We start from the raw sequence: 12,908 nt of genomic DNA on the forward strand, positions 1-12,908 counted from the left end.
TTATGCACTCACCATCCCTACAGATTGTATTTTTGCTAAAGGATCTATTTCATTATATGAAAGAACTATTATATCATTACTTATCTGCTCAACAAATTTTTTGAGATAAAATCTGACAACAGGTGCAGTTACTATTATAGGTTGTTCTCCTACTGCAACCATTTTTTCTACCTCATCGCTTATATTGTTTGCCAATTTACGTGATCTTACAGGATCAAGTGCCATATATGTTCCTGTTTCAGTAGTTTGTAAGGATTCCATTATAGTTTTTTCTATATCCGGATCCATAGTTATCACTTTTGCTTCTTTTCTAGGTATAAATTGATTGGTTATATTCCTATACATAGCTTGTCTTACATATTCTGTAAGCATATCAGTGTCTTTTGTCACTTGCGCATAGTCGGCGAGTGCTTCCATTATAGTAGAAAAGTTTCTTATAGAAACCAATTCTCTTAATAGATTTGATAATACTTTTTGCACTTCACCTAAAGATAATAATGAAGGAACTACTTCTTCTACCAATGAAGGTTGTGTTTCTTTTAAGTTATCTATGAGCATTTTTACATCTTGTCTTCCTATAAGTTCATATGCGTGTCTTTTTATGATTTCTGTCAAATGTGTTGATATTATTGACGGCGGATCTACAACAGTATATCCATAGATTTCTGCTTTTTCTCTTTCTTTAGAGTCTATCCATTTTGCAGGCAATCCAAATGAAGGTTCTATTGTATCTATACCATTTAATTCTTCTTCCGCATTTCCAGGATTCATTGCCAAATAATGATCAAACAACACTGAACCACCTGCAACTTCCACTCCTCTTATTTTGATAACATATTCATTGGGTTGTAACTGTATATTATCTCTTAATCTTATCATAGGTACTATCATACCTAATTCCAATGCACATTGTCTTCTTATCATAACCAATCTGTCAAATAAATCTCCACCTTGAGTTTTATCTGCAAGAGGTATTATACCATACCCAAACTCTAACTCTATTGACTCTACATTAAGTAAAGGCAATACATTTTCAGGTCTTCTTATTTCTTCTATATCATCTTGTGCGGTATCTTCTTTTCCAAGTGTCATTTCAGGCTCCAAATCTTTAGCTCTAAGAGCATTGCCTACAAATAAAAACACTATAGAGAGTATCAAATACGGTATTGTAGGAAGTGGTGTCAATGCAAGTGAAAAAAGAACTCCGGATAATATAAACATTATCGTTGAGTTACTGAATAATTGTTGTCTTAAATCATTTCCTAAATTTTCTTCAGATGCTGATCTCGTTACAATTATACCTGTTGCAGTAGATATCAAAAGTGATGGTATTGATGATACCAATCCATCGCCAACTGCCAACAATGCATATTTTTGAAGTGCTTCTCCTGCTGAAATATCAAGGTATAATATACCCATCAATATTCCACCTATCAAGTTTATAAATGTTATAATTATCCCAGCAATAGAATCTCCCTTTACAAACTTGGTAGCACCGTCCATAGAACCATAAAAATCTGCTTCTCTTTGAATTTTAGTTCTTCTTTTTCTTGCCTCTACTTCATCTATCATTCCGGAATTCAAATCAGCGTCTATTGCCATTTGCTTTCCAGGCATTGCATCCAAGGTAAATCTTGCTGCAACCTCTGCTACCCTCTCTGAACCTTTTGTTATTACCATGAAATTTACAAGTACTATTATTATAAATACTATAAATCCCACAATCGCATTTCCACCCATAACGAAGTTTCCAAATGCAGTTATAACTTCTCCGGCATCTCCTTTTAACAGTATATATCTTGTTGTAGTTATGTTCAGAGCTATTCTAAAGATTGTAGTTATAAGTAGGATAGACGGAAATACTGAAAAATCAAGCGCTTCTTTATTAAACATTGATATTAATAATATTAATAATGACAATGATATGTTCATACTTAGCATTATGTCTACCAAAAATGCAGGCATAGGTATGATTATCATCAAAATTATTAATATTATTCCTACTGATACAAAAATATCTCCGACTTTCATTAATAATTTATCTCCTATTATTTTCTTTTATAGAATAGATGTATGCTAACACTTCTGCAACAGCTTCATAAAGATCAGGTGTTATCACTCTTCCTATTTCTATCTCTTTATACAAAGTTCTTGCCAAAGGTTTATTTTCAATTATAGGTATCTCATACTCTTTAGCTTTTTCCTTTATTTTCTTAGCTATATAATCCTGACCTTTAGCTATTACATAAGGTGCATCATATTTATCTTCATCATATTTAAGTGCCACAGCAAAATGTGTAGGGTTAGTAATTATTACATCAGCTTTTGGAAGTTCTTGCATCATTCTTCTCATCGCCGCTTGCCTTTGTCTTTCTTTTATCTTGGCTTTTATTTGCGGATCACCTTCTGTTTGTTTAAACTCTTCCTTTACTTCTTGCTTGGACATTCTTATATTTTTTTTATAGCTGTAGTTTTGATAAAAATAATCTACAAAACCCAATATTATTATCACAAAAGCCATTCTAAGAGCCATGTTTATACTGAAGAAAAATACCATATATGAGAATCTCATCTTATCGAGCTCATAAGCTTTCATAATAAGACCGATATTGTCTCTTATGTATACATATCCTACATAACCCACTAAAATTATCTTAAGCAGCGATTTTATAAGGTTCATAACTGCCTGCATAGAAAACATTCTCTTAAAACCTTCTATAGGATTTAATCTACTTAGTTTAGGTTTTAACGGTTCTGTTGTATATAGAGAACCGACTTGTAATCTTTGAATTACAAACGCTGTTATAAATGTAGGTATAATTATGTATACAACTGCCCTTAAAGTAAATATCAACGCTTTTATTAAAATATTATATATTTCCATAGCATCATTAAAGTTCAGTTCATAAAAAAGTCCATTATAATATTTTACAGAACTGACTATGACTTCAAGTATATTCGCTGAGTACATATTTATAGTAAAGACTGCAACAAAAAGCGTTATCGCTCCTGTAAGCTCTTTACTTTGTAATACATTACCTTTTTTTCTTGTATCTTGTTTTTTCTTGGATGTTGCTTCTTCAGTTTTTTCAGAAAATAACTGCAAATCCAATATTATATATTCATACATTTTTGCAACCTAAAATGATAAATTATAGTTATAAATAAAAAACATAATATCTTTATGAATTTATGACAAATTTATAAATAAGTATAAATATTCCATCATTTTTTTAAATACTTCCAATATAATCCCTTTTACAGAAGATAGGGTAAAGGAAAATATCATAAATCCAACTATTATTTTAAATGGCATACCCACTATAAAAACATTCATCTGTGGCATAACTTTTGACATAAATGCCAACAATACGTTACCTAAGAATAACACTATAATTATAGGTATAACTAATTGTATAGATGCAACCATTATATATCCATACAATTTTATTACAAATGATATAAAATTGTCCGTATATAAGTTAATTGTGTTTATGGGTAATAATTTAAATGAATTTACAACCGCTTTTATAAGAAGATGATGAGCATCTATTGAAAAAAAAAGCAAAAATGCAAAAGCGTTAAAAAGCTGCCCTGTTACTGTACGTTGTTCTCCTGTTGATGAATCCATCATTTGAGCCATAGATAAGCCTATCTGTATATCCGCATTTGCTCCCGCAGCTGAAAATATATTAAAAATCACATTAGCACAAAGACCAATACAAAAACCTGTAAATATTTCTTTTATAATTAGAAATACAAATTCTAAAGTTTCTACTTGCAACGTAGTTTCTGATATTATAAAAGGTAGAATTACATATGACATTATCATACTTAACCCTACCTTAACAGTGGCAGGAATATTATTCCTTGAGAACATAGGTGCTATAAAAAACATACCCATCATTCTTGAAAAAATCAGAATAAATAAATCCATAGACTTCGCAATAAAAGTCAATAAATCAGCAAACATAATATTCCTTAATCATATTAATATTTTTAACTTATAAAACCATTTATTCCCAAAAACAGATTTTTGGTAAAATTTACTATTGTAGATATTATCCAAGGACCAAAAATTACCAAAGACAGTAACACTGCAACTATTTTAGGAACAAAAGACAGTGTAGCCTCTTGTATTTGAGTAGTGGCTTGGAATACAGACACTATAAGTCCTACTGCCAATCCTATCAGTAACATCGGTGCTGATAAGAGCAATATCATCAATGCTGCTTGTTGTATTATATTTACAACAACATCTATGTCCATAACTCCCCCTACTTAAATCCCATAACTATAGAACGTATTACTAAATCCCAACCGTCAACCAGTACAAAAAGCAAAATTTTAAACGGCATTGAAATCATCATAGGCGGTAACATCATCATACCCATCGACATAAGAGTAGACGAAACTACCATATCAATTATTATAAACGGTATAAATAATATAAATCCTATCTGGAAACCTGTTTTTAATTCACTGATTATAAACGACGGTATTAATACTGAATTAGGTATCTTCTCCAATGTAACATTATCATTTTTTAAATTTTCATCTTTAGATAACTCTAAAAATAACTTTACATCAGATTCTCTTGTTTGTTTAAACATAAACTCTCTAACAGGAGACATAATGTTCACAACAGCTTGTTCTTGTGTTATAGATTTGTCAAAATATGGCTTGAGACCATTCTGGTATGCTTCATTACCAACAGGTGCCATTATAAAAAAAGTTAGAAATAATGCCAAACCTATCATACTTTGTGTAGGAATTGACTGTTGAGCTCCTATTGCCTGTTTCAAAAAAGATAATATTACTATTATCCTTGTGAAACTTGTCATCATTATTAATATACTTGGTAATAATGATAATACAGTAAATATCAAAAGTAACTCCACAGATTCACTCATACTCTGTGAGCTATCCCCTGCATTAAAATTTACTGATATACTCGGAATAGTTGGAGCAGTCACACTTTGTGCATAAGATACCCCATTAAAAAAATAAACTACACTAATTAAAGAAATAAAAATTAAAATGATTTTTCTTAAAAAATTTTTACTTATCATAGTCAGAACCTAATTCCCTTAATATAGAAATATTGTTCGTTGTGGCACCTATAAAATATTTTTTATCCAATACTTGAACAAGAAATAATTCTTTATCCTTAGAGAGGATTAACCTCTCTAAGATTTTCATTTCTTTATCACTGTTCATCTTATAATTTTTATTTTGAATATAAACAGATGCCTTTTGTAAACCTATTATCATAGCTATCATTAATATAGTGTATACTACCAATTGAACAATCAGCTTAGGCAAAGTTCTAACCTATTACTTTCTTAACAGCTTCTAAAATTCTGTCAGCTTGAAATGGTTTAACAATAAAATCTTTTGCGCCTGATTGTATAGCTTCTATAACCATCGCTTGTTGACCCATCGCTGAACACATTATTACAGACGCTCCGGCATTTATCTTTTTAATTTCTTTAACTGCGTCTATCCCATCCATTTCAGGCATAGTTATATCCATTATAACTAATTCCGGATTAAGTTCTTTGTATTTCTCAACAGCTTTCAATCCGTTTTCAGCCTCTCCCAAAACCTCATATCCGTTTTTAACAAGAATGTCTTTTAACATCATTCTCATAAAAGCAGCATCATCAACTAATAATATACCTTTAGCCATTTCATATTCCTCCTAAATTTTATAAACTTTGTAATCTTTTGTCAGGCTTTACAATATCAGTAATTCTTATACCATAATTTTCATCTATTACTACAACTTCACCCATAGCGATTTTCTTTCCATTGGCTAAAATATCCAGTGACTCTCCGACAACTTTATCCAATTCCAATACACTTCCAGGTTTAAAGTCAAGTATCTCATCTATAGGCTTAACAGTTTTTCCAAGTTCAACTGTTATTTGCAACATTACATCTTTTATTATATCTATATTTTCAGGCACTTGCATCTGTCTTGCGGCAGATGAATCAAAACTTGAAAACTGCGCCGGTTGAACTTTTACATGATTTTGAACCGGAGCCGGTTGTTGATATCCATAATCCATTTGAGGCGGGTACGGATACGGCATTTGAGGTTGCATAATAGGTTCTTGAACATAACTATTCACCTCTTGTGGTTGTGGCGGTGGCGGTGGTGGCGCTTGCACAACAGTTTGTTGTGGCGGTGGCGCTTGCACCGGTTCAGATTGCATAGGCACAGCTTCTTCTTTTACAGAAGCATTAGTTTCAACAGGTACTCCCATCATCTTTCCTACTAACTCCTTAGCAAAATCTACAGGTAATATCTGCATAATCTCAGAATCTATCAAGTCCCCTACTTTCATTCTAAACGATGTACACATTATAATCTGATTAAGATCTAATATATCAGGATCTAATCTGTCACCTTGTATGGTAACTCTTGAAACTTTCGGCGGAGTTATATCTATTTTCCCCCCTACCATTTCAGACAAAGATGTTGCAGTTGCTCCCATCATCTGGTTCATAGCTTCACTTATTGCACTTAAATGAAGTTCTGTCAATTCTTCAGGTAGATCAGTTCTTCCGTCTCCTCCCAACATAAGTGAAGTTATTACTTTTACATCGTCTTCTCTCAATATTAAGAGATTCATTCCATCTATACCAACAGAATATTTTATATAAACAGATACAAAAGGTATTTGATGACTTTTTGCTATCTCATTTATTGTGGTTTGTGTTACAACAGGAGTAGTTATTTCTACCTTATGTCCCAGCAAAGTAAAAAGAGTAGTTGCAGCACTCCCCATACTTATATTACCTATTTCTCCGAGTGCATCTTTTTCTATATCATCAAACGCATCTTCCTGAACGACCGTATTAGGTTCTTCTTGTGGTGCGTCATTATTAAATGCACCTCCATTAAGAAGAGCATTTATTTCTTCTTGCGATAACATATCATTCATCATATTCATCCTCATCCTTTTCTATTACCTTACTTATTTTAAATGCCATATTCTTCTTATAAGTTCCCGGATAACCTAAAAATTTCGTCTTTCCACCCACTTTTAATTCAAGTTCGCTATCAACCTTGGTGTTCAACTTTATGACATCTCCAACTTGCATAAATATAAAATCTTCTACTGTTATGTAAGCTTCTCCTACTACAGCACTTGATTCAAGTTCAGCTTTTCTTACATATCTCTCAAGTTCTTCTTTACCTTCATCTCCAAACTCTTTTTTAATGCCTGAGAACAAGAAATTAGTAGATAGATTTTGTATTATAGGTTCTAAAACTATATGAGGTAAGCATATATTCATAAGTCCTTCAATTTCTCCTATTTTTACAGAAAGAGTTATTAATGCAACAGTTTCGTTAGGGGAAACAATTTGGGCAAATTGAGAATTAGGCTCTATTTTTTCAAGATAAGGTGATAATTCTATGACATTTTCCCATGCCTCCGGAATATAAGCTATTATATTTTTAACAAGTCTAGATAATATTGTGAGTTCTATTTCAGTGAAATCTCTGTTTTCTCCTTCATAAAGACCATCTCCTCCGAGTATTCTGTCAACCATAGTAAAAGCAAGTCTATTTGAAGTCTCTATTATTATCTGTCCGGGCAAAGGTTCAAAATTTATAACCGCTATCATAGCCGGATTAGATATGGAGTTGTTAAATTCATAATAAGATAATTCTTCTACAGATGAAACTTCTATTTCCGTTATAACTCTCAAATATCCGGATAGATATGTATTAAGCACTCTCGAATAATTATCATGTATTATCGATAGTGTCTTTAACTGATCTTTTGCTAATTTTTTCGGACTTTTAAAATCATAACTTTTTATTTTAGTTTCTTTCTGTTCATCTTTCATATCCTCTACAGAAACATCGCCATCGCCAATAGCTGACAACAAAGCATCTATTTCTTTTTGGGACAATACTTCAGCCAAACTTAACCACCACCTTATCTATTGAAGAATGCTCTCCGTAAATAATACACCTACTACATCTTCCGTACCGATAATTTCATTGACATTATTTTTTATCTTTTCTTTCAATTCATCCAAGCCTTTTTTACTTGTTATAGATGACACTTCAGAATATGATATAGATGATATTATACTGTCTTTTATCTGTGGCATCATTTGTTCTATAGAAGCAGGTGTTTTTTTACCTGTTACTACAAGATATATATGACCTTTATAGTATCTTCCGGAAGAACCTATTTGTGTAGATATATCACCGATTTCAACATTTTGTGTCACAATCTTTTTTTTAGATTCTTTTGTATCTCCGCCTCCACCTACAGGTTTTAAAAAAACAAGCACTACTGTTGCAATAAATACAAGCAGCGACAAAACAAAAATTATTATTGATATAATAGTAAACTTCTTAGAATCCATTCTTTATCCCTCTTTATTATTATACTATTTTGTTGGTGTAAAATTCTTACTCTTCATAATCATTATATCCACTCTTCTATTTTTACCCATATTTTCAACTGTATCATTTTTCCCTACCGGATGATATTCGCTATAGCCAGCCGCAGAGAAGCGTGTCGGATCCAATCCTTGAACTTCTATCAAATATCTTACAACATTACATGCCCTGGCTACTGATAACTCCCAGTTCGAACTGTAAGTAGAATTTTTTATAGGAACATTATCGGTATGTCCTTCAACTGTTATGAATTTATCTTTAAAATTAGGGCTTTTTAATATATCAGAAATATACTTTAAAATTACATTTGATTGACTCTTTAAAGAAGCACTTCCTTGATCAAATAATATGCTGTCTTGAAATCTTAGTAATAATCCTTGATCTTCATTTAGAACTTTAACCTTGTCTGCCAGATTATTTTCTTCAAGATATTCTTTTATCTTTTCTTCAAGCTGTTTAAAATTATCTAATTCTGTTATTTCAGAATTGGATTTATCGCTTATACTTCCTTGATCTATTACATCTTCATGAGTAAGAGTGTTGCCACCGCTTAAAACTCCCAATGATCCCGAAAAAGATACAACAATTGCTTCGAATTTTTTTGCATCTATATTAGACATGGAAAAAAGTATAACGAAAAAACACAAGAGAAGAGTCATCATATCACCATAAGTATTCATGTACTCCGGCGCACCCATTTTTATTTCTTCTATAACTTGTTTTTTTGCCATAACTATTCTCCTTCACTATCGGCAGCAGATTTTCTCATAGAAGGAGGTAAGAAAGCTTTTAATTTTTCTTCAATTATTCTCGGATTTTCTCCTGCTTGTATGGATAAAAGACCTTCAAGAATAATACCTCTCTCAAGCATTTCGCCTGCTGAGCTTGCTCCCAATTTTTTTTCCATAGGAGTAAATATCAAATTCGCCATCAATGAACCATAAAGCGTAGTTATAAGCGCAACCGCCATACTCGGACCTATAGATGAAGGATCATTCATGTTTTGAAGCATCGCTATAAGTCCTATAAGCGTACCTACCATACCGAAACCCGGAGCCAAACTCGCAAGAGTACCCATCGCACTTTGACCCACCTTATGCCTTTGTTCTATAAAGTCAAGTTCAGTTTCCAACAGATTTCTAACAAGTTCAGGATCTGTTCCGTCAACTATAAGCATAAGACCTTTTTTCAAAAACTCGTCATTCATTTCTCTTGATGCCTCTTCTAACGAAAGCAATCCGTCCTTTCTGGCTTTATTGGCAAGTTCTATTATCTGTCCTATAGTTTTTGATGGATCCGAACTGCTTTGTTTAAATGTTTTAGCCATAAGCTTAGGTATATCTTTAATTGTTGACATCGGATATGCAATCATAGTCGCAGCTATTGTTCCAAGAACAGTAATAAGAAAAGACGGTGCATCCACATATTTCATAGGCGGTGTTCCACCGACAACTATTGCAAATATTAAAATACCGACCCCGCCGATAAGACCAACTAAAGTACTTATATCCATTTACTTTATACCTCTCTTTTCCTTACATTTATTTGTAGACCTGCTTGTCTCTTGTATTCTATAATTTTTTGAACAACTTGAGCCATATCTTCTTTTACTACAAACTTATGCTCATTTATAAGCGTTATAACTGTATCTGGATTAGCATCTACTATCTCGATTAGGTCACTGTTAATCAAAAATTTTTCACCATTCAATCTTGTCAACTCAATCATAAAACTCTACCTTTGCTATTACAAAAATTAAATATATTAATTATCAATAATACTAAATAATACAAAAAGAAAAATAACTTATGTAAATTATAAATAAATTAAATTTTATTTCAATATTATAACATTTTTATTTCAAAATAGGTATATATCTTTATAATTTAATAATTTTTTTCATACTAACGCCATAACAAAACTATACCACTAATTAAATTATTATAATCAAAAATGTAATAACTTTATATATTATACCATATATTTTTAGTTTTTAAATAATTAATTAAAAAAATAATGGCATAATTATTATAACATAAAAACAATTAAATATCACTTTTTATTATGATATTTCATATCTAAATATTATAATAACTACGCCATGTGTACATTAATCCTTATTCTTAATATTTTTACTTATTAATATCTATTACCTTTTTAGATTAACAAGTTCTTCAAGCATTTGATCTGTTGTTGTTATTACTCTTGAGTTTGCTTGAAATCCTCTTTGAGTAGTTATCATGTTTGTAAATTCTTTAGCAAGGTCAACATTGGATGCTTCAAGTGCATTTGATTGTAGCATACCGCTTCCACCTGCCCCCGGTACATTTACATTAGGGTCTCCTGAATTTTGTGTAGGAGACCATAAATTATCTCCTTCTTTCTGAAGACCGTTGACATTTGCAAATGTAGCCGTAACTATCTGAGCAAGTGTCTTAACATCCCCATTGCTGAATTTACCTATGACTTTACCGTCAGAACCTATGCTCATACCGTTTAGCTCTCCTAACGTATACCCGTCATTTTCTTTTACAAACGCTGTACTTTCAGCCTCAAATTGTGTAAGCTTACTAAGATCTACTTTTACACCTGTCATAGGAGCGGCACCGTTAGCCGGAGTTAATGAAAAAGTCCATTCTTTTGGTGATGTTTCTTCTACTCCTCCTGTGTTTTTAAAAGTCAATCCACTTAAAGCTTTTCCGTCTGCTGCTGCTGCAGGATTTGTATTTACAGTAGTACCGCTTGCCGGTATCATAGCCCCGTTTGAATCTACATAAAAAGCATAAACATCCCATTTATTAACATCAGCAGTTCTCACAAAGTCCATTCTAATCGTATGTTTTCCACCCAATGAGTCAATAACTTCTGTAGTCGTAGTTTTTCCCAATATACTTTCACGACCTGCTGCATCATTTTTTGCAAACTCAGGTTTTATTTCATATTTATTACCTTTTGAAGGATCACTTGAATCTACGGGAACAGCGTTATATATACTGTTCAAATCACCCGGAAAACCTGTAGCAGGTATTCCTTTTGCAGTTTTAGATGATAAATTTCCTTCCATTGCCATTTTTGAAGTAACCTTAGGCTTTAATATATCTTTTATAGGCACTTTTATTTTATCCAATTTTTCTATAACATTACCGTCTTGATCAGCTTGATATCCCATCACATAACGACCATCCTGAGTTGTCAAATATCCTTCTTCGTCTACACTGAAATTTCCGTCTCTTGTATAATATCTTCCATCTGATGATTCAACTATGAAAAATCCATCACCATCTATATATACATCCGTTCCTACATTAGTAACATCTACAGTACCTTTTTCCATTACATTGTCTATACTGCTTATATTCATACCTAAACCTACTTGAGAAGGATTTATACCCCCTCTGTTTTCGCTATGACCTGATGAAGTTCTTACCATCTGGCTATATGTGTCTTTAAATGTAACTCTTCCTGTTTTAAATGCTACCGTATTTACATTCGCTATATTATTACCTATAACATCCATTCTTGTCTGATGATTCTTAAGTGAAGAAACAGCAGAGTTCATCGAACGCATCATAATTAAAAATCCTCCTACTTATATAATGCTGATACGCAATATATAAAAAATAATTTCATACATATATAAAAATAATTCCAAATTATTTTTGTACAATATAGTTAACTAAAAAACAAATTCACAATTTCTTGAAATTATTTTAAACTTATAAAGCTAAAAAACTTATAACGTTATTTATAGTATGCACAATCAAAAAGTTTGATTTGCCTATATATACAAAAATATTTATCACACGTCATTTTATACCAAACAAATTGTACAATTATGCTTTTTTGAGATTTTTTATCTCTTCTTGTAACTCAGATATCTTTTTTAAGAGACCGACATTATTTTTTTCATATAAATTCAAAAACTGAGCAAACTCAGATTTAGGATTCTCTGAATCGAATCTTTTTGATAAATTATCTATCGCTTTTGTTAAATCTGCAGAGTCAAATTTTTTTGATAAATTTTCCATTGCTTTCACCATATTTGTTGCATCAAATTTTTGAGAAAATTTTTCAAATGATGTATTTAGTTTTGTCAACTGTTCAACTGACGACAACTGTGACATTTGTGTTATAAATTGTTCGTTCTTTAAAGGTTCTAATGGATCTTGATTTTTCATTTGAGCAATAAATAATTTCATAAAGGCATCTTTATCTGTACCTTTTCTTTTCTCTTTTCTTATCTCAGCTTCTTCCTGCTCTTTTTGTTCTGCTCTTAATTTTCTTGCATTTGCAGATATATCATAAAAACTAAGTTCGTCTTTTTTTCTTGTTTCCTGAGTTTTATCATTCTCTGTATTTGTATTTACATCCGGCGCTTTATTTTCGTTTGTCTTTTTTGTAGTACTATCTTGTGATGATGTATATTGAGCGCCAGATATAGGTGAATTAGACGCTAACTTTCCTACTGACATAT

General features: G+C 31.7%; 15 protein-coding genes. All 15 read right to left on the reverse strand.

Features of this window, described 5'->3' with window-relative positions; genetic code table 11:
* Entirely contained in the window at positions 1–2,031 is a 2,031-nt protein-coding gene (gene flhA, locus HMPREF9630_RS03105) for a flagellar biosynthesis protein FlhA (protein WP_009527075.1), read from the reverse strand.
* A 7-nt stretch (positions 2,032–2,038) separates the two neighbouring features.
* Positions 2,039–3,130: a flagellar biosynthesis protein FlhB gene (gene flhB, locus HMPREF9630_RS03110; protein WP_009527076.1), complete on the reverse strand. Its 1,092-nt coding sequence runs from the start codon at positions 3,128–3,130 to the stop codon at positions 2,039–2,041.
* A 60-nt stretch (positions 3,131–3,190) separates the two neighbouring features.
* Complete coding sequence (gene fliR, locus HMPREF9630_RS03115) at positions 3,191–3,973, reverse strand: flagellar biosynthetic protein FliR (RefSeq protein ID WP_009527077.1); 783 nt, start codon at positions 3,971–3,973, stop codon at positions 3,191–3,193.
* Between the two features lie 26 nt (positions 3,974–3,999).
* Positions 4,000–4,269 (reverse strand): flagellar biosynthesis protein FliQ, encoded by a 270-nt coding sequence (fliQ, locus tag HMPREF9630_RS03120; RefSeq protein ID WP_009527078.1) that lies wholly within the window; start codon positions 4,267–4,269, stop codon positions 4,000–4,002.
* A gap of 8 nt (positions 4,270–4,277) precedes the next feature.
* Positions 4,278–5,072, reverse strand: a complete 795-nt coding sequence (gene fliP / locus HMPREF9630_RS03125) for a flagellar type III secretion system pore protein FliP (RefSeq protein WP_009527079.1) — start codon at positions 5,070–5,072, stop codon at positions 4,278–4,280.
* Positions 5,062–5,325 (reverse strand): flagellar biosynthetic protein FliO, encoded by a 264-nt coding sequence (locus tag HMPREF9630_RS03130; RefSeq protein WP_009527080.1) that lies wholly within the window; start codon positions 5,323–5,325, stop codon positions 5,062–5,064. The genes fliP and HMPREF9630_RS03130 overlap by 11 nt, the downstream gene beginning before the upstream one ends.
* Positions 5,326–5,329: 4 nt before the next feature.
* Positions 5,330–5,692, reverse strand: a complete 363-nt coding sequence (locus HMPREF9630_RS03135) for a response regulator (RefSeq protein ID WP_009527081.1) — start codon at positions 5,690–5,692, stop codon at positions 5,330–5,332.
* A gap of 19 nt (positions 5,693–5,711) precedes the next feature.
* Positions 5,712–6,956 (reverse strand): flagellar motor switch phosphatase FliY, encoded by a 1,245-nt coding sequence (fliY, locus tag HMPREF9630_RS03140; RefSeq protein ID WP_009527082.1) that lies wholly within the window; start codon positions 6,954–6,956, stop codon positions 5,712–5,714.
* On the reverse strand, positions 6,946–7,944 hold the full coding sequence (gene fliM / locus HMPREF9630_RS03145) for a flagellar motor switch protein FliM (RefSeq protein WP_009527083.1): 999 nt from the start codon (positions 7,942–7,944) through the stop codon (positions 6,946–6,948). The genes fliY and fliM overlap by 11 nt, the downstream gene beginning before the upstream one ends.
* Positions 7,945–7,962: 18 nt before the next feature.
* Entirely contained in the window at positions 7,963–8,397 is a 435-nt protein-coding gene (locus tag HMPREF9630_RS03150) for a flagellar basal body-associated FliL family protein (protein ID WP_009527084.1), read from the reverse strand.
* A gap of 24 nt (positions 8,398–8,421) precedes the next feature.
* Positions 8,422–9,165, reverse strand: coding sequence for an OmpA/MotB family protein (locus HMPREF9630_RS03155; protein ID WP_009527085.1), 744 nt, complete (start codon positions 9,163–9,165; stop codon positions 8,422–8,424).
* Between the two features lie 2 nt (positions 9,166–9,167).
* Positions 9,168–9,947 carry a motility protein A gene (locus HMPREF9630_RS03160; protein WP_009527086.1) on the reverse strand — a complete coding sequence of 260 codons (780 nt, stop codon included), beginning with the start codon at positions 9,945–9,947 and terminating at the stop codon, positions 9,168–9,170.
* A gap of 5 nt (positions 9,948–9,952) precedes the next feature.
* Positions 9,953–10,162 (reverse strand): flagellar FlbD family protein, encoded by a 210-nt coding sequence (locus tag HMPREF9630_RS03165; protein WP_009527087.1) that lies wholly within the window; start codon positions 10,160–10,162, stop codon positions 9,953–9,955.
* A 421-nt stretch (positions 10,163–10,583) separates the two neighbouring features.
* On the reverse strand, positions 10,584–12,005 hold the full coding sequence (locus tag HMPREF9630_RS03170) for a flagellar hook protein FlgE (protein WP_009527088.1): 1,422 nt from the start codon (positions 12,003–12,005) through the stop codon (positions 10,584–10,586).
* Between the two features lie 262 nt (positions 12,006–12,267).
* Positions 12,268–12,906 carry a flagellar hook assembly protein FlgD gene (locus HMPREF9630_RS03175; protein ID WP_009527089.1) on the reverse strand — a complete coding sequence of 213 codons (639 nt, stop codon included), beginning with the start codon at positions 12,904–12,906 and terminating at the stop codon, positions 12,268–12,270.
* Between the last annotated feature and the right edge of the window lie 2 nt (positions 12,907–12,908).

This window comes from Peptoanaerobacter stomatis (assembly GCF_000238095.2).
Lineage (GTDB): Bacteria > Bacillota > Clostridia > Peptostreptococcales > Filifactoraceae > Peptoanaerobacter > Peptoanaerobacter stomatis_A.